This is a genomic window from Novosphingobium sp. KACC 22771 (assembly GCF_028736195.1).
GTDB lineage: Bacteria > Pseudomonadota > Alphaproteobacteria > Sphingomonadales > Sphingomonadaceae > Novosphingobium.
Map to the genome: position 1 here is coordinate 3,577,637 of NZ_CP117881.1, position 21,031 is coordinate 3,598,667.

16 protein-coding genes are annotated in these 21,031 nt (G+C 63.6%); 8 read left to right on the top strand and 8 right to left on the bottom strand.

Annotated elements, in window-relative coordinates; genetic code table 11:
- The first annotated feature begins 17 nt into the window (after positions 1-17).
- The 4 genes from PQ467_RS16370 to PQ467_RS16385 all read left to right on the top strand — a co-directional run bounded on the left by PQ467_RS16370 (position 18) and on the right by PQ467_RS16385 (position 4,715).
- Positions 18-1,403, top strand: coding sequence for an MATE family efflux transporter (locus PQ467_RS16370; protein ID WP_274174424.1), 1,386 nt, complete (start codon positions 18-20; stop codon positions 1,401-1,403).
- A 117-nt stretch (positions 1,404-1,520) separates the two neighbouring features.
- Positions 1,521-1,808 (top strand): co-chaperone GroES, encoded by a 288-nt coding sequence (locus tag PQ467_RS16375; RefSeq protein WP_168602931.1) that lies wholly within the window; start codon positions 1,521-1,523, stop codon positions 1,806-1,808.
- Positions 1,809-1,854: 46 nt separating this feature from the next.
- A complete protein-coding gene (gene groL / locus PQ467_RS16380) occupies positions 1,855-3,492 on the top strand; it encodes a chaperonin GroEL (RefSeq protein ID WP_168602932.1) in 1,638 nt (545 codons plus the stop codon).
- A 230-nt stretch (positions 3,493-3,722) separates the two neighbouring features.
- Positions 3,723-4,715, top strand: coding sequence for a serine hydrolase (locus PQ467_RS16385; protein WP_274174425.1), 993 nt, complete (start codon positions 3,723-3,725; stop codon positions 4,713-4,715).
- Positions 4,716-4,888: 173 nt separating this feature from the next.
- Here PQ467_RS16385 and PQ467_RS16390 read toward each other — a convergent pair whose 3' ends face one another.
- Positions 4,889-5,077: a hypothetical protein gene (locus PQ467_RS16390; RefSeq protein WP_168602934.1), complete on the bottom strand. Its 189-nt coding sequence runs from the start codon at positions 5,075-5,077 to the stop codon at positions 4,889-4,891.
- Between the two features lie 259 nt (positions 5,078-5,336).
- Here PQ467_RS16390 and polA point away from each other — a divergent pair, with 259 nt between their 5' ends.
- Together polA and PQ467_RS16400 are read left to right on the top strand one after the other, a co-directional pair.
- The gene (gene polA / locus PQ467_RS16395) at positions 5,337-8,186 is read left to right on the top strand and encodes a DNA polymerase I (RefSeq protein ID WP_274174426.1); all 2,850 of its coding nucleotides are present in this window, start codon (positions 5,337-5,339) and stop codon (positions 8,184-8,186) included.
- Positions 8,186-9,289, top strand: a complete 1,104-nt coding sequence (locus PQ467_RS16400) for a mechanosensitive ion channel family protein (protein ID WP_274174427.1) — start codon at positions 8,186-8,188, stop codon at positions 9,287-9,289. Before polA ends, PQ467_RS16400 begins: the two co-directional genes overlap by 1 nt.
- A gap of 519 nt (positions 9,290-9,808) precedes the next feature.
- Here the strand turns inward: PQ467_RS16400 and PQ467_RS16405 are convergent.
- The 7 genes from PQ467_RS16405 to hisS all read right to left on the bottom strand — a co-directional run bounded on the left by PQ467_RS16405 (position 9,809) and on the right by hisS (position 18,182).
- Positions 9,809-10,591 (bottom strand): universal stress protein, encoded by a 783-nt coding sequence (locus tag PQ467_RS16405; protein ID WP_274174428.1) that lies wholly within the window; start codon positions 10,589-10,591, stop codon positions 9,809-9,811.
- Between the two features lie 171 nt (positions 10,592-10,762).
- Entirely contained in the window at positions 10,763-11,977 is a 1,215-nt protein-coding gene (gene metK / locus PQ467_RS16410; protein WP_274176192.1) for a methionine adenosyltransferase, read from the bottom strand.
- A 53-nt stretch (positions 11,978-12,030) separates the two neighbouring features.
- Positions 12,031-13,671: an apolipoprotein N-acyltransferase gene (gene lnt, locus PQ467_RS16415; RefSeq protein ID WP_274174429.1), complete on the bottom strand. Its 1,641-nt coding sequence runs from the start codon at positions 13,669-13,671 to the stop codon at positions 12,031-12,033.
- A 62-nt stretch (positions 13,672-13,733) separates the two neighbouring features.
- Positions 13,734-14,756: a DUF4167 domain-containing protein gene (locus tag PQ467_RS16420; protein ID WP_274174430.1), complete on the bottom strand. Its 1,023-nt coding sequence runs from the start codon at positions 14,754-14,756 to the stop codon at positions 13,734-13,736.
- 234 nt (positions 14,757-14,990) lie between these two features.
- Positions 14,991-15,896, bottom strand: coding sequence for a peptide chain release factor N(5)-glutamine methyltransferase (gene prmC / locus PQ467_RS16425; protein WP_274174431.1), 906 nt, complete (start codon positions 15,894-15,896; stop codon positions 14,991-14,993).
- Complete coding sequence (gene prfA / locus PQ467_RS16430) at positions 15,856-16,932, bottom strand: peptide chain release factor 1 (RefSeq protein WP_274174432.1); 1,077 nt, start codon at positions 16,930-16,932, stop codon at positions 15,856-15,858. Before prfA ends, prmC begins: the two co-directional genes overlap by 41 nt.
- Complete coding sequence (hisS, locus tag PQ467_RS16435) at positions 16,932-18,182, bottom strand: histidine--tRNA ligase (protein ID WP_274174433.1); 1,251 nt, start codon at positions 18,180-18,182, stop codon at positions 16,932-16,934. Before hisS ends, prfA begins: the two co-directional genes overlap by 1 nt.
- 140 nt (positions 18,183-18,322) lie before the next feature.
- On the opposite strand from hisS, the gene PQ467_RS16440 reads away from it, so the two are divergent.
- Together PQ467_RS16440 and PQ467_RS16445 are read left to right on the top strand one after the other, a co-directional pair.
- Positions 18,323-20,281, top strand: coding sequence for a M61 family metallopeptidase (locus PQ467_RS16440; RefSeq protein ID WP_274174434.1), 1,959 nt, complete (start codon positions 18,323-18,325; stop codon positions 20,279-20,281).
- The gene (locus PQ467_RS16445) at positions 20,282-20,959 is read left to right on the top strand and encodes a DUF1345 domain-containing protein (RefSeq protein WP_274174435.1); all 678 of its coding nucleotides are present in this window, start codon (positions 20,282-20,284) and stop codon (positions 20,957-20,959) included.
- Positions 20,960-21,031 lie beyond the last annotated feature (72 nt).

Sequence of the window (21,031 nt, forward strand, 5' to 3'; positions counted from 1 at the left end):
GCCTATGTCCGCGCCTTATGACGACGGGGGCGAACACGGGACTCTGGCGCGGCGAAGCGCTGGCCACGCTGCGACTGGCAGTGCCATTGGCGGCGGCCAATCTGTTGCAGATGGCGGTTTACGCGATTGACGTGATCTTTGTGGCGCGGCTGGGCCAGACTCCGCTGGCCGCCTCCTCCCTCTCGGTCAGCCTGTTCGGCCTGCTGGCATGGAGCCTGTCGGGATTGACGGGCGCGGTCTCGGCGCTGGTGGCGGCGGAATTGGGCGCGCGCAATCATGCGGTGCGTTCGGTGCGCCGCTCGACGCGCATGGGCCTGTGGCTGGCGGTGGGCACGGGCATTCTGGCCATGATCCTGTGCAGTTTCGGGCGCGAGATCCTCTTGCTGACCGGACAGGCGCGTGAAGTGGCGGATCTGTCGGGCGGATTTCTGCATGTGCTGAAATGGGCGATGGTGCCGATGCTGATCGCCAATGTGCTGCGCTCGGTGGTCTCGGCGCTGGGGCGGCCGGTGTTTGCCACGTTCATCACGGCGCTGGCCATCGCGGTCAATGCGGCGGGCAATTATGCGCTGGTGTTCGGGCATTGGGGGATGCCCGCGCTGGGGCTGCAAGGCTCGGCGCTCTCCAGTGTCATTACCGGATGCGTGACCGCGCTGGCCTATACCGGGGCGATTTTTGCCAATCGACGGCTGCGGCGGCATTATCTGTTCGGCCATCTGTGGCGGCCCGATTGGGTGCGCCTGCGCGAGATTGCCGCCATCGGCGCGCCGATCTTCTTTCAGGTGCTGGCCGAGGCGGGCCTGTTTGGCGCGGCGGCTTTCCTGATGGGCCGGATTGGCGAGGCCGAACTGGCCGCGCATACGGTCGCCTTGCAGATCGCCGCCTTTACGTTCCAGATCCCGATGGGCATCGGACAGGCCGCGACGATCCGCGTCGGCTATCATTACGGCGCGGGAGACAAGGCGGCGATGGGGCGCGCGGGCTGGGCCTCGCTTCAGATCGGCCTGTGCATCGCGCTGTTCAGCTCATCGCTGATGGTGCTGGCACCGCGATTGCTGCTATCGGCCTATATTGACGTCGACGCGCCGGAACGGGCGGTGATGGTGGCGCTGGCCCTGCGCTATCTGGTGGTGGCCGCCGCATTCCAGCTGGTCGATTCGACGCAGGTCATCCTGGCGGGCGCGCTGCGCGGTCTTCAGGATACCAAGGTGCCGATGGCGATTGCTCTGCTGGGCTATTGGATACCCGGTTTTGGCGTATCGGTGGCGCTGGGTCTGGGCACGGGGTTGCGCGGTTTTGGCGTGTGGGTCGGGCTGGCGACGGGGCTGGCGGTGGTGGCGGCGATGTTGCTGTGGCGATGGAACCGACGCGAGGCTTTGGGATTGGTATTGCCCCGCCCGTAAATTTTTTCTCAGGCGATGCCTTGACGCCCCTTGGGCCTACACCCATATCCGGGGCGCTGGCACTCTCAAGGTGGGAGTGCCAAGAAGCATTTTCAACTTGAGAGAGGTAACACTCCCATGTCGTTCCGTCCTCTGCACGACCGCGTGCTGGTCCGCCGCGTAGAAGCCGAAGAAAAGACCGCCGGTGGCATCATCATCCCCGACAGCGCCAAGGAAAAGCCCGCTGAAGGCATCATCGTTTCGGTGGGCTCGGGCGCCCGCAACGAAGCCGGTGTTGTGACCCCGCTGGAAGTCAAGGCCGGCGATCGCGTGCTGTTCGGCAAGTGGTCGGGCACCGAAGTCAAGGTCGCGGGCGAAGACCTGCTGATCATGAAGGAAAGCGATATCCTCGGCATCATCGGCTGAGTTGATACGCATCTTTTAACCATCTGATATTTCAAAGGAACAGATCATGGCCGCCAAGGACGTGAAATTTGGTCGCGACGTACGCGAACGCATTCTCAAGGGCGTGGACACGCTTGCCGACGCCGTCAAGGTGACGCTGGGCCCCAAGGGCCGCAACGTCGTCATCGAAAAGAGCTTCGGCGCCCCCCGCATCACCAAGGACGGTGTGTCGGTTGCCAAGGAAATCGAACTGAAGGACAAGTTCGAAAACCTGGGCGCGCAGATGCTGCGCGAAGTGGCCAGCAAGGCCAATGACAAGGCCGGTGACGGCACCACCACCGCCACGGTTCTGGCCCAGGCCATCGTGCGCGAAGGCCTCAAGGCCGTTGCCGCCGGGATCAACCCGATGGATCTGAAGCGCGGCATCGACACCGCCGCTGCTGCTGTGGTCGCCGATCTGGCGGGCCGCTCGAAGCCGGTGGCTGATTCGGCCCAGATCGCCCAGGTCGGCATCATTTCGGCCAATGGCGACACCGAAGTCGGCCAGAAGATCGCCGAAGCGATGGAAAAGGTCGGCAAGGAAGGCGTGATCACCGTCGAGGAAGCCAAGGGCCTCGAATTCGAACTCGATGTCGTCGAAGGCATGCAGTTCGACCGCGGCTACCTGTCGCCCTACTTCGTGACCAACCCCGAAAAGATGACCGTGGAACTGGATAATCCCTATATCCTGATCCACGAAAAGAAGCTCTCGTCGTTGCAGTCGCTGCTGCCGATCCTCGAAGCCGTGGTGCAGTCGGGCCGTCCGCTGCTGATCATCGCCGAAGACATCGAAGGCGAAGCGCTGGCCACGCTCGTCGTCAACAAACTGCGCGGTGGTCTCAAGATCGCTGCCGTCAAGGCCCCCGGCTTTGGCGATCGCCGCAAGGCCATGCTGGGCGATATCGCCACGCTGACCGCTGGCGAGATGATCTCGGAAGACCTGGGCATCAAGCTCGAAACCGTCACCCTCGGCATGCTGGGTCAGGCCAAGAAGGTCACTATCGACAAGGACAACACCACGATCGTCGACGGTCTGGGTTCGGCCGACGACATCAAGGGCCGCGTTGAGCAGATCAAGGCGCAGATCGAAGTCACCACCAGCGACTACGACCGTGAAAAGCTGCAGGAACGTCTGGCCAAGCTGGCCGGCGGCGTGGCCGTCATCAAGGTCGGCGGTTCGACCGAAGTGGAAGTCAAGGAACGCAAGGATCGCGTTGACGATGCCCTGCACGCCACGCGCGCTGCGGTTGAAGAAGGCATCGTCCCCGGCGGCGGCACGGCTCTGCTCTATGCCACCAAGGCTCTTGAAGGCCTGAAGGGCGCGAACGAAGACCAGACCCGCGGCATCGACATCGTCCGCAAGGCGATCACCGCTCCGATCAAGCAGATCGCTGAAAACGCTGGCGTCGATGGCGTCCTCGTGGCCGGCAAGCTGCTGGATCAGGCCGATGAAACGCTGGGCTTCAACGCCGCGACCGAAACCTACGAAAACCTGCTGGCCGCAGGCGTGATCGACCCGACCAAGGTTGTCCGCACCGCGCTGCAGAACGCTTCGTCGGTGGCGGGCCTGCTGATCACGACCGAAGCCGGTATCGTGGAAAAGCCCGAAGACAAGCCTGCCATGCCCGCGATGCCGGGCGGCGGCATGGGTGGCATGGACTTCTAAGTCCACGCTTTATCCAAGGCAAAACGAGAAACCCGGGGGGAGCAATCCCCTCGGGTTTTTCCTTATGTTTAGGGAGGTTCCCTGAGCCTATCGCAGGCACGGGGCGCTTCATCGACAGACGGGATGACAAGAACCCTGATTTCGAGTTTACCGGAAATTAGCTTAAACGGGCCATTTTCCAGAACATGCTAAAAGCTCAGAACGCGATTCTCGGCGCTTTGGCGCTCACCGTGGCAATTGCCGCTCCCCCTGTGCTGGCCAAAGGCGATGTCGATGGTCTGGAACAGGCTTTCGACCGCGTTTTCAGCAGCGGTTCCGTGCGCCCTCCCCAACCGGCGGTCCTCCTGCCCCGGCAAAACCCCACCGGCATCAGTGGTTTCGAGGCGCGCCTGGCCCAATTGGCCGCCGCTTCGCAGGGCCGGATCGGCGTGGCGGCGGTGGACCTTTCCTCCGGGCGCGGCGTCTCGGTGATGGGCGATCAGCCCTTCCCGCTGGCCAGCACCGGCAAGATTGCCGTGGTTGCCACTTTCCTCGAAGGGGTGGACCAGGGGCGCTACAGGCTGACCGATCGCTTTCCGCTGATGATGCCGGTGCCCTCGGCCCGGTTTTCCAGCGCGGTGGCGCCGGTGCGGCCGGGCGCGATGCTCTCGGCCGAACAATTGATCGAACTGGCCATCACCCGCAGCGACAACCACGCCACCGACGCGCTTCTGGCCGCGATGGGCGGGCCGCAGGTGGTGACGCGCTGGCTGCGCCGCAACGGTATTAACGGCATCCGGCTGGATCGCGATATTGCCACGATGGTGCGCGATGACGGCGAAATTGACCCTGCCCGCAGGATCGACCTGCGCGATTCGACCACGCCTCAAGCCATGGCCGTTCTGCTGGCGGGCCTGTATCAGGGCCAATGGTTGAGCGCGCAGAGCCGCGAAGTGCTGCTGGGCGCGATGGCGCGTTGCCGCACGGGCATTCATCGTATGCGCGCCGCCCTGCCCGGCGATGCGATGGTGGGTCACAAGACCGGAACCCTGTCAAACACCTCAAGCGACGTTGGCCTGATTCGCAGCAGCGACGGCCGTACGATTGCCGTCGCCATCTATGTCACCGGCCAGGGCGGCAAGCCCGGCCGCGATCAGCGCATCGCCAGCATTACGCGCGCGATCTATGACGGTTATCAGGCCGAACCGGCGGCCGATCTGGCCATGATCGGTGGTTCGCGCTAGAACATTCATTGCAAAGCATAAAAGAGGCGCCGTGCGATCCTTCGCCCGGCGCCTTTTTTATGCCCTGCGCACGGCCGATTCAGGTCAAGGCGCCGCGCGGGCAAAGGAAAAGGCGCGCGGGACATATCCCACGCGCCCTGACCTCTAAAACTTCGCGCTTTCGCGCAGAAGAATTAGTTCGACGAAGCAGCCGAAGCAGCTTCCGAAGCAGCCGAGTCAGCAACCGAAGCGGCCGAGTCAGCAACCGAAGCAGCGTCCGAAGCAACCGATTCAGCCGAGGTAGCGGCTTCTTCGGTCTTCGAGCAAGCGGCGAGCGACAGAGCAGCGCCAGCAACGGCAGCGGCGAGAATGATCTTGCGCATGTGAGTATCCTTGAACAGCGAGTGGACCACGCGCGACACTGTCCACCGGGGTGGTCGCGCCGTGCGGAAAGCCTACCGCAGGAGTAGACTTCACGCGCCAAATAAACGGCTTGTTCATTCGATGCAAGCGCTAGTCGCATTTACCTGTGCATCCCATCGCATTTGCATAGCGATAACCGGGTTGGCTCGGGCCATTTTCCCCCCGAAACCCGCCGCGCTGCGCCTTTTCGTGGGGCCGCCTTGGCCCTATGGATAATTCATGGAAAACACGACACCGCGCCGCCCCCATCTGTATCTGGTCGATGGATCGGCCTATATTTTCCGCGCCTATCACCGGTTGCCGCCGCTGACGAATCCCGCCGGAACCCCGGTTGGCGCGGTTTTTGGCTATACCACGATGCTGTGGAAGCTGGCCGAGGACCTGCACAAGGCCGACGGCCCTACCCACCTTGCCGTGATTCTCGACAAATCGGGCAGAAGTTTCCGCCATGACATTTTTCCGGCCTATAAGGCGAACCGCCCGCCCGCGCCCGAGGATCTGGTTCCGCAATTTCCCCTGATTCGCGAAGCCACGCGCGCCTTCTCGCTACCCTGCATCGAGGAAGAAGGGCTTGAGGCGGACGATCTCATCGCCTCCTATGCCCGCGCGGCGCAGGCGCAGGGGTGGGATGTCACCATCGTTTCCTCGGACAAGGACCTGATGCAATTGGTGGGCGAAGGCCCGGATGGTTCGCGAGTCGACATGCTCGACACGATGAAGAATCAGCGCATCTTCATCCCCGAGGTGGGCGAGAAATTCGGTGTGACGCCCGATCTGGTGGGCGATGTGCTGGCGCTGATGGGCGATGCGGTGGACAATGTGCCCGGCATTCGCGGCATTGGCCCCAAAACGGCGACCAGGCTGATCCAGGAACATGGCAATCTGGATAATGCGCTGGCCGCCGCCGCGACGATGAAGGCCAGCAAGCTGCGCGATAACCTGATCGAACATGCCGATATGGCTCGCCTGAGCCGGGTTCTGGTGGCGCTCAAGGAGGATTGCACTCTCCCCCTGCCTCTGGACGCCTTCGAGCTTGGCGCGATCCCTCCCGAGCCTCTGGCGGCGTTTTTGGGCGAGCATGGCTTTACCAGCCTGCTCAAGCGCCTCGACGGCGGCCGGGGCAGCCCGGAGCGCGCCACCCAGTTGCATCCGCCCAAGGCCGTGAACGCCGGCACGGCGCCCGCCGCCGGAGCCGCGCGTCAGGACACGGCCGCCATGCCCGCCATCGACCTTGCCGCCTATGAATGCGTGCAGAGCCTTGAGGCGCTGGATCGCTGGATCGCGGCGGGCTTTGCCGCGCGGCTGGTGGCGTTTGACACGGAAACCAGCGCGCTGGACGCGATTGGTGCCGATCTGGTGGGGGTCAGCCTGTCGGTCGGGCCGAATCAGGCCTGTTATATCCCGCTGGGCCATCGCGGCAGCGATATGTTCGCCGAAAAGCCCGATCAGATCGACCGCGACGAGGCGCTGCGCCGTTTGAAGCCCCTGCTCGAATCGGATGCGGTGATGAAGGTTGGCCAGAACATCAAATATGACCTGAATGTCATGGCGCGTTTCGGCATCACCGTGGCCCCCATCGACGACACGATGGTCATCAGCTTTGACATGGACGCGGGCCGCAGCGAGGAAGGCATCGGCGGCGGGCATGGCATGGACGAGCTGGCCCAGCGCCACCTTGGCCACACCTGCATCGCCTTCAAGGACGTTTGCGGCACCGGCAAGAAGCAGATCAGCTTTGCCGAAGTCGCGCTGGAGCGCGCCACGCAATATGCCGCCGAGGATGCAGATGTGACATGGCGCCTGCATCGCCTGCTCAAACCCCGCCTCTCCGCCGAGGGCGCCAGCCGGATCTATGAGCGCGTCGATCGCCCGCTGGTGCCCGTGGTGGCCCAGATGGAGCGCCATGGCATCAAGGTCGACCGCGAACGCCTCGCGGGCCTTTCGCAGCAGTTCGCCGAGGCGATTGCCGCACTGGAGGGCGAAATCCACGCGCTGGCGGGCAATCCCTTCACCATCGGCAGCCCCAAGCAATTGGGCGAGATCCTGTTTGACCAGATGGGCCTGAAAGGCGGCAAGAAGGGCAAGTCGGGCCAATATTCCACCGACCAGTCGGTGCTGGAAAAGCTGGAGGCCGAAGGCGTGCCCATCGCGCGCAAGGTGCTGGAATGGCGCCAGCTCGCCAAATTGCGCAGCACCTATACCGAGGCGCTTCAGGCCGCGATCAGCCCCGTCACGGGCCGCGTTCACACCAGCTACAGCCTTGTCGGGGCACAAACCGGCCGTCTTTCCTCGACGGAGCCGAATTTGCAGAACATCCCGATCCGCACCGAAATCGGCCGCCAGATCCGCGACTGCTTTGTGGCCGAGCCCGGCAATGTCCTGCTGGCGGCGGACTACAGCCAGATCGAATTGCGCCTTGCCGCGCATATGGCCGATGTGCCTGCGCTCAAGGACGCCTTTGCCAGCGGCGCCGACATTCACGCCGCCACCGCGCAGGAATTGTTCAGTGAGGTCAACCGCGAGACGCGCGGGCGGGCCAAGACGATCAACTTCGCCATCCTCTACGGCATCTCGCGCTGGGGCCTCGCCCCGCGTCTTGGCGTGACGCCCGAGGAGGCGCAGGCGATGATCGACACCTATTTCGCCCGCTTCCCCGGCATCCAGCGCTATATCCACGAAACGCTCTCGACGGTGCGCGAGCGGGGTTATTCCGAAACGCTGTTTGGCCGCAAATGCTGGTTCCCGCGCATCAATTCGAAAAATCAGGCCGAAAGGCAGGGCAGCGAGCGCGCCGCCATCAACGCGCCGATCCAGGGCACCTGCGCCGACATCATCAAACGCGCCATGGCCCGGATGCAGCCCGCGCTGAGCAACGCCGGCCTGCCCCATGTGCGGATGCTGCTGCAGGTGCATGACGAACTGGTCTTTGAATTGCCCGAGAGCGATGTCGAAGCCGCCAAAGCCGTCATCCGCGCCGTCATGGAGGAGGCCGCCGGGCCGTCTGTGGCGATTTCCGTGCCGCTGGGCGCGGAAATCGGCGTGGGGGCCAGTTGGGGCGCCGCGCACTGATGATCACCATCACCGACCTTACCAAGGGCAAATTGCCGCTGAACCTGCCCGGCGACGCGCTCGATCCCGATCAATTGCCCTCGCTGAACGAAGTGATGCATTGGTCCAGCCGGATGAGCCATGCGGCGCTGGTGCTGGGGATCGGGCTGGGCGTGGCGCTGCTGCTGCATCTGGCCTGTTTTGCGTTTCTGCGGCGTATGGCGCGGCGCAGCGAGAATCCCGCCGAAGCCGTCGCTGCGGCGCAGCTCTACCATGCCTTCCGCTGGGCGTTTCTGGCGGGCGGCATGGCATCGGCGGCGGGCGGCAACAAGCTGATCGCCAAGCTGTGGAACGGGATCGAGGGCTTTGTCGTTCCCGCGCTGACCGGCTGGGTGCTCTATGCGCTGGTGCGGACGGGGGCCGAGCTGATGACCCGCCGCGCCATCACCTCGGGCGATGAGCTGACCGCGCGCAGCCGCACCACGCGAATCGCGCTGCTCTCGCGCTCGATGGCCTTTGTCATCATCTTCATCACCGTGGCGCTGATGCTGCTGGGCGTGCCGGCGGTGCGTCATATCGGCGCGACGCTGATCGCTTCGGCCGGTTTGATGGGGCTGGCGGTCGGCGCCGCAGCCCAGCCCGCGCTCAAATCGCTGATCGCGGGTTTGCAGATCGCGTTGACCGAACCGATTCGCATCGGCGATTTCGTGGTGGTCGAGGGCGAACAGGGCCGCGTTGAGGATATCCGCCTGTCCTATGTCGTGATCCGCACCGGCGACGAGCGCCGCCTGATCGTGCCCACGGTCAAATTTCTCGACGCCACGTTCCAGAACTGGACCCGCGTGGGCGGAATCACCGGATCGGTGGTGCTGCCGATTCGCCCCGGCTTTGCCATTGAGCCTATCCGTCAGGCCTTTCGCGCGGCGATTGACGAGATGGAGGCATGGGACCGGCGCACCGGCGATCTGGTGGTGTCGGAATCGCGGGTCGGTTCGGTGGAATTGAAGCTGTTGGTCAGCGCGGCCAACCCTGCCGACCTGGGCGCTTTACGCAGCGGCTTGCGTGAAGTGATGCTGGAATGGCTGCGGGTCAATGCGCCCGATGCGCTTTGCACCGAAACCTGATTGCGTGCGAATCAACTGCGCGGAAAGCAGGCAAAGAAAAACCCGGCCGAAGCCGGGCTTGGAAGTTTGGGAGAGGATGCCTGAAAGGCATGGTCTTTATGACCCCGACGCCGATTTTGTGCAAGTGCGAAATGCGAGATCCGCATTGCGATTAATGCAATCGTTGGCGCATCACGGAATCCGGGGCATTTCGGCCCACACGGCACTGCATTGCGCCGCACAAATACCGGGCGCAAAAAAAGGCCCAACCGTTGCCGGTCGGGCCGTGGAAGTTTTGGGAGAGGATGCCTAAAAGGCTCGTCCCTTATGCCGATCGTTATGCATGACAGCAAATGCACATTCATCACCGCTGATTGCATAAAACGCAATTCTTGAGCGCGCCAAAAATATGTACTGTAAATCAGTTATTTAAGGAGGCACCCCAAAATCGCCTTCCTTTGCAATACGTATGTAAGACAAAATAAAGACCGAAGCATGCCCCCACATGCTCCGGTCCGAACCGTCGAATCGGCTTGCCCATCAATGCGCAAACAACAGACTCGGCCCATCCTTGAGGTCGAGGAAATAGCGCGTCACCCCGCCGAGCAGGAATTCGCGCAACCGACTGTGGCCAAAGGCCCCCATCACCAGCAATTCGGCCTGCAGGCGTGCCACCGCCGCTGCCAGCGTTTCCTCAATCGAGCCGACACGGGCCAGCGAATCAATTTCCGCCTTCACCCCATGGCGCGAGAGATATTGCACCGCATCAAGCGGCGGAAACACCCCCGCCTTGTCGCCCACGGTCAGCACATGCACCGATTCGGCAAGCCGCAGCAGAGGCAAGGCCCCGCGCAGCGCCACCGCCGCCTCATGCGACCCATCCCAGGCCACTGCCACGCAATTGACCGGCGTGACCAACGGGCGGTCCTGATCCACCACCAGAATCGGCGCCTTGCCATCAACCGCCAATTGCCCGGCAAATTCGCACCCGCGCGACAGCACGATCACATCGGAGAGCAGCGAAGCCTCGGTCATGGCGTCAATCGGCTCCTCCTCGCCGCGCAGGATGTCGAAAGGCACATCCTCGCCGCGCAGCCGCACCGCCAACTCCTCGGCAAATTCATCGTCGCGCCGGACCGCCTCGCGCACCGCATCGGCCGCCAGATAGCCCCCGCCCAGCGCATCCATCGCCATGAACCGCGCCACCGGCGTATCGATCAGCACGCTGATATGGCCGCCCGTGGTGCGCGCCAGCGAAAGCGCCGTTTCAAGCCTCGCAGAGGTTTCCTCGGTTTGATCGGCATAAACCAGAATTGAGCGCATTGTCGGTCTCCCTTTTCTGTTGGACCGTGTCCCATCCGTCGCAGCCACCATACTCCGGCAAAACGTAACCTGCCATGACTTAGGTCAAGCCGCGCCATCCAGGAAAGCGCCCAAGAAAAAAGGCGGCGATGCGCGATGCACCGCCGCCTTTTATCCTTCATGGCGCCAGGCTCAGACCAGAGCGGCCTTGAGCGCATCGACCAGATCAGCGCGTTCCCACGGGAAGAAGTCGCCATCGGGCTTGCGGCCAAAGTGGCCATAGGCGGCGCTGGGGCCATAGATCGGCTTGTTCAGGCCCAGACCCAGACGGATGCCGCGCGGGGTCAGACCGCCCAGCTTTTCTTCGGCCACCTTGGCAATGGCGGCTTCGAGCAGCGCGTCGGCCACCGAACCCGTGCCCGCCGTATCGACGTAAAGCGAAAGCGGGCGCGCCACGCCGATGGCGTAGGAAAGCTGGATCGTCACGCGCGTGGCAAGGCCTGCGGCAACGACATTCTTGGCCAGATAGCGCGCGACATAGGCGGCGCTGCGGTCAACCTTGGTCGGGTCCTTGCCCGAGAACGCGCCGCCGCCATGCGGAGCCGCGCCGCCATAGGTGTCCACAATGATCTTGCGGCCGGTCAGGCCCGCGTCACCATCGGGGCCGCCGATTTCAAAGCTGCCGGTGGGGTTGATGTGCCAAACGGTCGCATCCGAAATGAAACCGGCGGGCAGGATGGCGCTCACGGCCTGCTTGACATAGGCTTCCAGTTCGGCCTTCTTCGCGCCTTCATCATAACCCGCCTTGTGCTGGGTCGAAACGACGATGGCGGTGGCGGCCACCGGCTGACCATGCTTGTAACGCAGCGTCACCTGGCTCTTGGCATCGGGTTCGAGGAAAGGCGCCGCGCCCGAATGACGGTCGGCGGCCAACTGTTCCAGAATCTTGTGGCTGTAATACAGCGTCGCAGGCATCAGGTCAGGGGTTTCATCACAGGCGAAACCGAACATGATGCCCTGGTCGCCCGCGCCCTCGTCCTTGTTGTCGCCCGCGTCCACGCCCTGCGCAATATGCGCCGACTGGCCATGCAGGCGGTTGATGAATTCAAACTGTTCCCAGTGGAAACCGTCCTGTTCATAGCCGATGCGCTTGACCGTATCGCGCACGGTCTTTTCGATCTCTTCCTGCGCGCCCGGCGCCCAGGCGCCGTTTTCATAAACGCCCTTGCAGCGGATTTCCCCGGCCAGCACCACCAATTGCGTGGTGGTCAGCGTTTCGCAGGCGATGCGCGCCTCGGGGTCCTTGGACAGGAACAGATCGACGATCGCGTCCGAAATCTGGTCCGCCACCTTGTCGGGATGGCCCTCGGAAACGCTTTCGGAGGTGAAGAGGTAATCACTGCGCACGGTATCGGACATAGAAATCCTGCCATATAAAGGTTTCTTTATGCGACCCCCTCCTAGCCCCGAGTGCGGCGCAACACAAGGGCGGCAAGCATAAGAAGAACTAATCCGATCCCAATCGAAAGCATGTTGCCCCAGCGCGCAAACAACGTGGGCGCCAAGGCGGGCGGCACCATGCCGTCCAGCCGCGCCGCCTGCCCCCGGTCAGCCTTTTGCCGGATCACGCCATGGCCATCGACCACCGCGCTCACGCCATTGGTGGTCGAACGCAGCACCGGCAGCCCTTCCTCGATCGCGCGCAGCCGCGCCTGCGCCAGATGCTGGGGCGGGCCCCAACTGCCGAACCAGCCATCGTTGGAGGGGTTGAAAATATAGTCGGGCCGATGCGCGCGATCGACCACCGCACCGGGAAAGATGATCTCATAACAGATCTGCATCCCGACCTTGCCCAGCGGACCCAGATCGAGCGTCTCGGGCCCCGGTCCGGGCCGGAAATCGAAATCGCCCGGCACCAACCGCTCCAGCCCGATCATCTTCAGCCATTGCCGCTGGGGCAGATATTCGCCGAAAGGCACCAGATGCGCCTTGGCATAATGCGCCGCGATCCGGCCCTGATCGTCGATCCCGGCAATGACATTCTGGCCGCCGGTGGCATTCACCCCTTTGAGGTCCAGATCCACCGTCCCGGTCAGCAGCAGCCCCCCCGCCCCGATCGTGCGGGCCAGACGCCAGCGCGCCAGCCAGGGATCGCCGCCAAAGGTGAATTGATAATACCACGCCGGATAGCCGTCGCGGACGTAATCAGGCACCCCGGATTCCGGCCACAGCACCAGTCGCCTCTGGCCCGGCACGCGCGGCGCGGACAATTTGGCCGAGGCTACATATTGCGCCTCGAAATGATTGGGATCGTCCAGATCCTCCTGCGCGATATTGGGCTGGATCAGTGTATAGGCGATATGGCCCTGCGGCGTGGCCGGGCCAGGCAGAACCATCGCGGCAAGGCCCAGCGCAAACGGCCCCGCCATCATCGCGCCGCCCTCGCGCCGCCGGCCCAGAAACCACAGCATGCGCCCTTCGGCCGCCACGCCCGCCATCACGACCACCAGCCCCGAAAGCCCATAAGTGCCCAGCCATGACGCCAACAGCGCCAGACCGGGCCGCGCATCGCCGCCCAGCAAGGCCACCCCCAGCGGATTCCACGGAAAGCCGGTAAACAACCATCCGCGCAGCGCCTCGGCCAAGATCCAGCAACCGGCAAAGCCCAGCACCCGCGACACGCCACGCCCACGCAGAAACCATCCGCCCGCCATCGCCATAGCCGGAAAAATCGCCAGATAGAGCGAGAGCAGAAACACCGCCAATCCGCCCAGCCAAGGCGGCATCTTGGCCTGATAGGTGAAAGCCGTGGCGATCCAGTTCAGCCCGAGCGTGAAATGGCCCACGCCCCACAGCCAGCCCGCCAGTGCCGCCCAGCCCGCATGGGGCAAGCGCGCGGCGATCCACAACAGGACGCCGACGCTGAGCAAGGTGAGCGGCCAGAGGCCAAGCGGTTGAAAACCCAGCGCGCCAACCGCGCCAATGGCGGCCAAGGCCGCACCGCGCCAGCCCCAATGCCAGCACGCGCGCGCAAAGAGCTTTGCCTTGCGCTTGTATTTGCCGAAATATTTCTCGTGCCAAGGCTTTGCCGCATCATCCATGGCGGCATGCTTTAGCGGGGGCGGCCTGTGCCGTCACCCCGCCTTGGCATTCATGGCGCAGATTACTCCGCGCTCTCGCTGGGCGCGGCCACAGCCTTGCGGCGCGGGGCGCGGCGCTTGGGGGCCGGGGCCGCCTCGGCCTCCGCGGCGACCGGCGCCTCGACAGCGGGGGCCTGCACCACCGGTTCGGCGGCTTTGGCTTCGACAGGCTTGGGGCTGGCGATCTTGGCCTCGGCAACCTTCGGTTCGAGCGTCTTGCGCGGGGCGGCGGAAATGGCGGGCGGCAGCGCCGCTTCCAGACCCGAACCATCCACAGGTGCCGCCTTTTCGGCGGTCACGCGCGGCGCACGCGGGGCGCGTTCCTCACGAGGCGCGCGTTCTTCCCGGGGAGCGCGTTCCTCGCGAGGCGCCCGCTCTTCACGAACGGCGCGTTCCTCGCGGGGGGCGCGATCTTCGCGGGGGCGATCATCGCGGCGCGGGCGGCGTTCCTCGCGGCGGCCACGGGGCGCGCGCGGGCTGCGGTTTTCGCGCAGGAAGGGGTTTTCCGCAGGCTCATAGATGTTGGCCGACGAATCGCCTTCTGCCCCGGCTTCGCCCGATTCCCCACCCTGATCCTCACCGGATTCATGAGTGGCCTGGTTGGGGGCTTCCTCGCTGCGGCGCGGCGCTTCGGCGCGCTGTTCGCTGCGCTCTTCACGTTCGCGGCGGGTATAGACCGGCGGCGCGTCGAAAGCGGGGAAATCGCTGTCCACGGCGAAATCGCCCTGATCGTCGCCCTCATCTCGACCGGCATCGCCATTGTCCTGCCAGCGATCATCGCGGCGGGCGCGTGATTCTTCCTGACGCAGACGGGTGTCAGCGATCACGCGAAAGTAATGGTCCGCAAATTGCAGATAATATTCGGCCTGAACGCGGTCGCCATTAAGATGGGCATCCTGCGCCAGCTTGCGATATTTTTCCAGCAATTGCGGCGCATTGCCCCGCGCCCGGCTGTCGATACGGTTAAGCTGCTGACCACCATTTTGCGGCCGACCATTGTTGTTGCCCCGGCCACGGCGGCGGTTATTCCCACGATTGTTGTTCAAGGGTGAGTATTCCTTAACCCCGGATCGCCGCTCGGCCTCTATGCCGGCGTGCTCCTCGTCCTGTCTTTACGCCGTGCCGCGAAATCGCGGCCTGGCCCTGTTTCGTCGGGTCCAGCCTTGATCGGCTTATCCTGACGAAGATGCTGGAGTAGCACCAGCCAGAGGGGAAGATCCCATCCCTCGGCGGTCCTGTTGTTCAATTAAAAGCCCCGCCCGCAAAAGCCAAGCAGAATCTTACAATATTGCCCGGCTTTCCCGAGAAAGCACGAGAGCGCGGGGCCGATTGGCCAAATCAAGCCGCAATTTTACGGCAAATCCGGCCTGTGCGGCAATTTGTCCTACCGGCTGCGCTTGCTGATGGCCAATTTCGATCACCGCCACCCCGTCCGGCGTCAGCAGATCGGGCAATTGCGGAATCAGGATGCGGTAATCATCCAGCCCCTCGGCTCCGGCAAACAGCGCGCTGGCCGGTTCATAATCCCGCACGCTAGGGTCCAGCGCGGCATCGGCTTCGACATAGGGCGGATTGGAGAGGACAAGATCGAAACGCCCCAGCCCATCGGCCCAGCCCGCCTGCGTCCAGTCGGCCAGCACCATCCGCGCCCGCTCCGCCAGCCCCAAAGCCTGCGCATTGCCCGCCGCCACGGCCAGCGCATCGGGGGATGCATCGATGCCCACACCCTGCGCCCCGCCCCGCTCGTGCAGAACCGCCAGCAGCAGCGCCCCCGTCCCCGTCCCGCAATCCAGCACGCGGCCCAGAACGAAATCGGGCGCCGCGCAGGCTTCAAGCGCGGCCTCGACAATCGTCTCGCTGTCGCCGCGCGGGATCAGTGTGGCGGGCGTAACGCGAAAATTCAGGCCCCAGAATTCCTGATGGCCGATAATATGGGCGACCGGCTCATGCGCCGCGCGCCGCGCGATCAGCGCGTCAAACCCATCGGGCGCGGGATCGCCCATATGGCGCAGCAGCACATCGGTGCGGCTGCACCCCAGCGCATGGGCCATCAGCACTTCGGCATCCAGCCGCGCGGTGTCGCTGGTGGCGCTCAACCTGTCCGCCGCCTCGCGGATCGCCGATGCGATATTATTCACCCCCGGATTATTCACCAAGCGCCGCCAGCCTTTTGGCCTGATCCTCATGGATCAGCGCCGAGACCAGTTCACCCAGCCCCGGCCCTTCAAGGATCTCGGGCAGGCGGTGGAGCGTCAGATTGATCCGGTGGTCCGTCACGCGGCCTTGCGGAAAATTATAGGTACGGATGCGTTCGCTGCGATCCCCGCTGCCCACCATCGCCTTGCGGGCCTCGGCCTCGGCGCCTTGGGCTTCCTCGCGCTGAACCTCGAAGAGGCGGGCGCGCAAGACCTGCATCGCCTTTTCCTTGTTCTTGTGCTGGCTGCGCCCGTCCTGGCACGTTACCACGGTCCCGGTGGGCAGATGGGTGATCCGCACCGCCGAATCGGTGGTGTTCACATGCTGTCCGCCCGCGCCGCTCGCGCGGTAGACGTCGATCTTGAGGTCCTTGTCCTCGATCTGCACATCCACCTCATCCGGTTCGGGCAGGATCGCGACCGTGGCTGCGCTGGTGTGGATGCGCCCGCCGCTTTCGGTCACGGGCACGCGCTGAACCCGGTGAACGCCGGATTCAAACTTCAACTTAGCGAACACGCCCTGCCCGCTGACATGGGCGACGACTTCCTTGAAGCCGCCGATCTCGCTGGCGTTCACGCTGACGGTCTCGACCCGCCAACCCTGCTCGGCGGCATAGCGTTCGTACATGCGGAACAGGTCGGCGGCGAAGAGAGCAGCCTCGTCGCCCCCGGTTCCGGCGCGGATTTCCAGCATCGCCGGGCGGCTGTCGGCATTGTCGCGCGGCAGCATGGCGATGGAGAGCGCGCGCTCGGCATCGGGCAGCGCGGCGCGGATGCGGGCGATCTCCTCCTCGGCCAATTCGCGCATGTCCGGATCAGATTCCAGCGCTTGGGCCGCGGCAAGGCTTTCCAGCTCGCCCCGCATCGTCGCGACGTCCGATGCCGCACGGGCCACCGGCTCCAGCTCGGCATAATCGCGCGAGGCCGCCACGAAATCGGCCCCCTCCAGCGTGCCGGAGGCCAGACGCGCCTCCAACTCGGCAAAACGCGCCGCAATCTGGGCCAGACGGGTGGAGGGGATGGTCATCAGAGAAGCGGCAAAACCAGATCCAAGAAGCGCTGCTTCAAGGCTTCGTCTTCACTGCGAGAAGACACGGACGGCACTCCATCGCGCAAAGCCAAGCCTGCCAAAAGTCGCGCTGGGATCTTTGCTGCCTTATCAAAGCGCTTACGCGACGACCCGGTCGCAACGATATCGGCAGAAATACCGGTTCTACGTAGCGCGGCACTCGCCTTGATAGCCAAATTCAGAAGCGCATCATCTTCAACTGCAATCACTACATCTAGAGGCACCTCGGCAATCAACCCGCTGCCCGACACCAGCATCGCCAACCGTTCAACGCCCGCCGCCCAGCCGACCGCCGGGGTGGGCGCGCCGCCCAGGCTTTCCATCAACCCATCATAACGCCCGCCGCCAAGGACCGTGCCCTGCGCACCCAGACGATCGGTGACGAATTCAAACGCGGTGTGGCGATAGTAATCCAGCCCGCGCACCAGGGCCCCGTTGCGCGTCCATGCCACGCCCGCCGCATCCAGACCGCCGGTCACGGCGGCGAAGAAATCCTGCGCTTCAGCGGAAAGGTAATCGTCGATGCGCGGCGCATTGGGCAGGAAAGCCTTGTCGCGCGGGTCCTTGCTGTCCAAAATCCGCAAGGGATTCTTTTCCAGACGCTCCTGCGAATCCTCGGACAATTCGCCCTTCACCGCGCGGAAGTATTCGATCAACGCTGCGCGCCATGCCTCGCGGCTTTCCCCATCGCCCAGCGTGTTGAGCGTCAGGGTCACGCCATCGCTGATCCCCAGTTCCTTCAGCAACTGATCGGCCATCACCAGCAGTTCAACGTCGGCGGTGGGTTCCGCCGCCCCGATCACCTCGGCGTCGATCTGGTGAAACTGGCGATAGCGGCCCTTTTGCGGGCGTTCATAGCGGAACAGGGGGCCGTGCGTGGCCAGCTTGACAGGCGCATACTGCTTCCAACCATTGGTCAGATAGGCGCGCGCCAGACCGGCGGTGAACTCCGGGCGCAAGGTCAGCGATTCCCCACCGCGATCCTCAAAGGAATACATTTCCTTCGACACCACATCGGTCGTCTCGCCAAGGCTGCGCGAAAACACCGTGGTCTTTTCAAAGACCGGCATTTCCACCCGGCGGAAACGGTACAATTTGCGCACACGCTCAAACGTTTCCACCACAAAGGCGAAAGCGTCGGCATCGGCGCCGAAAATGTCCTGGGTGCCGCGGATGGCCTGCGGCGTTTCGATCTGGGGCTTGCTCATGGATTTGCCCCCTATACGCAGGCGCGGCCAAGGTGAAGCCCCCGTGATGAACGGTGGCGAAAACCGGCCTTGCTGACAATGCGGTAAATATCCAATTCAGCCCCCTTGCTGGCGGCCCGGCTTCGCGCCATGAAGTCGTCATGACAAAACCCATGCATGCACGCGCCCGGATCGCCCTGGGCCTCTCCGCCGCCCTCTTGTTCTCCTCGCCCGCGCTGGCCCAGCGTTCCGCGCCTGCGGCCATTCCCGTGGTGCAGGGCGTGCCCGATGCCAGGGACGTTCCCTATCCGGGCGGAACGATCACGCTGGACATTGATGCCACCGATATTGCGCGCGGTCTGTTTCGCGTTTCGCAAACCGTGCCCGTGGCGGCGGGGGCGAAAGAGCTGATCCTGCAATTGCCGCAATGGGTTCCGGGCGGCCACAATCCGCGCGGCACGATCGACCAACTGGCCGATGTCAAATTCTACGCCGACGGCAAGCTGCTGACCTGGCACCGCGATCCCACCGAGGTCTTTGCCTTTCACATCGACCTGCCCGCAGGCGCCAAGGCAGTAGTGGCCAAATTCGTCCACACCTCGCCCCTGCAGAGCAGCGAGGGGCGCATCACCATGACGCCCGAAATGCTCAACCTGCAATGGGACCGGATGAGCCTTTATCCCGCCGGCTATTACACCCGCCAGATCAAGTACAAGCCCAGCGTGACCTTCCCCGAAGGCTGGCAGGTGGCGACCGCGCTGGATGGCAAGCAGGCAAGCGGCAACAAGGTCACGTGGGATGTCATCGACTATGAGGCGCTGGTCGATTCGCCGATCTTTGCCGGGGCATATTTCAAGCGGTTCGATCTTGGCCGCAATGTCTTCATGAATGTCGTGGCCGACAAGCCCGAACTGCTGGAGATCAAGCCCGAACATCTGGCCACCTATCGCGCGCTGGTCGAGGAGGCCTGGGCCAATTTCGGATCATTCCATTTCGACCACTATGATTTCCTGCTGGCGCTGACCGACCGCATGGGCGGCATTGGGCTGGAGCATCACCGAAGCTCGGAAAATGCCATGGCGCCCAAGGCATGGGTCGATTGGAAGGACATGGATTGGGCTCGCAACGTCATTTCCCATGAATTCACCCATAGCTGGGACGGCAAGTTCCGCCGCCCGGACAAGCTGTGGACCCCCGACTATCGCCAGCCGATGCAGGGCAATCTGCTCTGGGTCTATGAAGGGCAGACGCAGTTCTGGGGCTATGTGCTGGCCGCGCGTTCGGGCATCCAGACCAAGGAGGCGATCCTTGGCGCCTTTGCCGCCAATGCGGGCATGTTTACCCAGTGGGCAGGCCGCGATTGGCGCAGCGTCGAGGACACCGGCTTTGATCCGGTCATCTCGGGCCGCCGCGCCAAGCCCTATGCCAGCATCAACCGCAACGAGGATTATTATACCGAAGGCGCGCTGATGTGGCTGGAGGCGGACCAGATCATCCGCGAAGGCACCAAGGGCAAGAAGGGCCTCGACGATTTCGCCCGCGCATTCTTCGGCATCAAGAATGGCGACTGGGGCGAGGTTGTCTATAATTTCAAGGATGTCGCCTCCGCGCTGAACGGCGTCTATGCCTATGACTGGGAAGCCTTCCTCGACAAGCATATGAACCAGCCCGGCCAACCCGCTCCCTTGGCCGGCATTGAAAAGGCCGGATACAAGCTGGTGTGGAAGGACACGCCCAATCCCTATGACAAGGGCCGCTTTGCCTCGGCCAAGGCGCTCAGCCTTGCCCATTCGCTGGGCATCGTGCTGAACCGCGAAGGCGTGATCACCAGCACCTTGTGGAACAGCCCGGCCTTTGAAGCCGCGCTGGTGACCGGCACCAAGATCGTGGCCGTCAATGGCGCGACCTACAGCGAGGACGCGATCAAGGCCGCGATCACCGCCGCCAAGGGCAATGACAAGCCGATCACGCTGGTGACCCAGCGCGGCGAGAAGGTGGCGACCGTGGTGCTGAACTATCACGACGGCCTGCGCTATCCCTGGCTGGAGCGCGCGGTCGAGGGCAAGGAACCGGCGGGCCTCGACCTGCTGCTCGCGCCCAAGCGTCTGACGGGCAAGTAAATGGAAAAGCGCGCAGGCTTGCGCTGGCCGCTGCCTGCGCGCTTTTTGCTGTTCTTGGGTCTGTTTGCGGCGGCAACGGGGCTGCTGGGCGCCCAGGGGCTGCGCTGGGGTCAGGCGGTGCTGGGCGGGTTTGATACCGGGGCGCTGGTGTTCATCGCCTCGCTCTGGCCGCTCTCCCGCGATACCGCGCCCGATCAAATGCGCCGTCATGCGCGCCAGAATGACGTCAACCGCTTTGCCGTGCTGGTCATCAGCGCGATGATCATGTTGGTGATTGTTACCGCGCTGTTTGTCGATTTGCCCCATGCCAGAGACGACACAGGCTATGCCAAAGGGGCGGCGCTGGTCCTGATTATTGCCAGTCTGGTTATAGCGTGGTTATTTTCCAACCTTATCTACACGCTGCATTATGCCCATATCTACTTTGCCGCAAAGCAAGGCGGCGGGTTGCGCTTTCCCGGGCCCGACGATGACAATTCACCATCCGGTTCGCTCCATTGTCCTAATTTCTGGGACTTTTTCTATTTCGCGCTGACCATCGGCATGGCCTTTGCCACATCGGATGTGGAAATCACCAGCCCGCGTCTGCGCCGGGTGGCCACGGTCCATGGCGCTTTGGCATTTTTCTACAATCTGGTCGTGCTGGCTTTTACCATCAACGTCACGGCAGGCAGTTAAACACTTCACCAATTCGGTGCCCATTTCGGAGCAGGTATTAAGACCGCGCCGCTGTTGCAATGCAATACGCCC

Excerpts from the sequence above, each read along its gene's own strand:
- PQ467_RS16370 (WP_274174424.1), top strand. The coding sequence starts at position 18 with ATGACGACGGGGGCGAACACGGGACTCTGGCGCGGCGAAGCGCTGGCC.
- PQ467_RS16375 (WP_168602931.1), top strand. The coding sequence starts at position 1,521 with ATGTCGTTCCGTCCTCTGCACGACCGCGTGCTGGTCCGCCGCGTAGAA.
- groL (WP_168602932.1), top strand. The coding sequence starts at position 1,855 with ATGGCCGCCAAGGACGTGAAATTTGGTCGCGACGTACGCGAACGCATT.
- PQ467_RS16390 (WP_168602934.1), bottom strand. The coding sequence starts at position 5,077 with ATGCGCAAGATCATTCTCGCCGCTGCCGTTGCTGGCGCTGCTCTGTCG.
- polA (WP_274174426.1), top strand. The coding sequence starts at position 5,337 with ATGGAAAACACGACACCGCGCCGCCCCCATCTGTATCTGGTCGATGGA.
- PQ467_RS16400 (WP_274174427.1), top strand. The coding sequence starts at position 8,186 with ATGATCACCATCACCGACCTTACCAAGGGCAAATTGCCGCTGAACCTG.
- PQ467_RS16405 (WP_274174428.1), bottom strand. The coding sequence starts at position 10,591 with ATGCGCTCAATTCTGGTTTATGCCGATCAAACCGAGGAAACCTCTGCG.
- lnt (WP_274174429.1), bottom strand. The coding sequence starts at position 13,671 with ATGGATGATGCGGCAAAGCCTTGGCACGAGAAATATTTCGGCAAATAC.
- prmC (WP_274174431.1), bottom strand. The coding sequence starts at position 15,896 with ATGAGGATCAGGCCAAAAGGCTGGCGGCGCTTGGTGAATAATCCGGGG.
- prfA (WP_274174432.1), bottom strand. The coding sequence starts at position 16,932 with ATGACCATCCCCTCCACCCGTCTGGCCCAGATTGCGGCGCGTTTTGCC.
- hisS (WP_274174433.1), bottom strand. The coding sequence starts at position 18,182 with ATGAGCAAGCCCCAGATCGAAACGCCGCAGGCCATCCGCGGCACCCAG.
- PQ467_RS16440 (WP_274174434.1), top strand. The coding sequence starts at position 18,323 with ATGACAAAACCCATGCATGCACGCGCCCGGATCGCCCTGGGCCTCTCC.
- PQ467_RS16445 (WP_274174435.1), top strand. The coding sequence starts at position 20,282 with ATGGAAAAGCGCGCAGGCTTGCGCTGGCCGCTGCCTGCGCGCTTTTTG.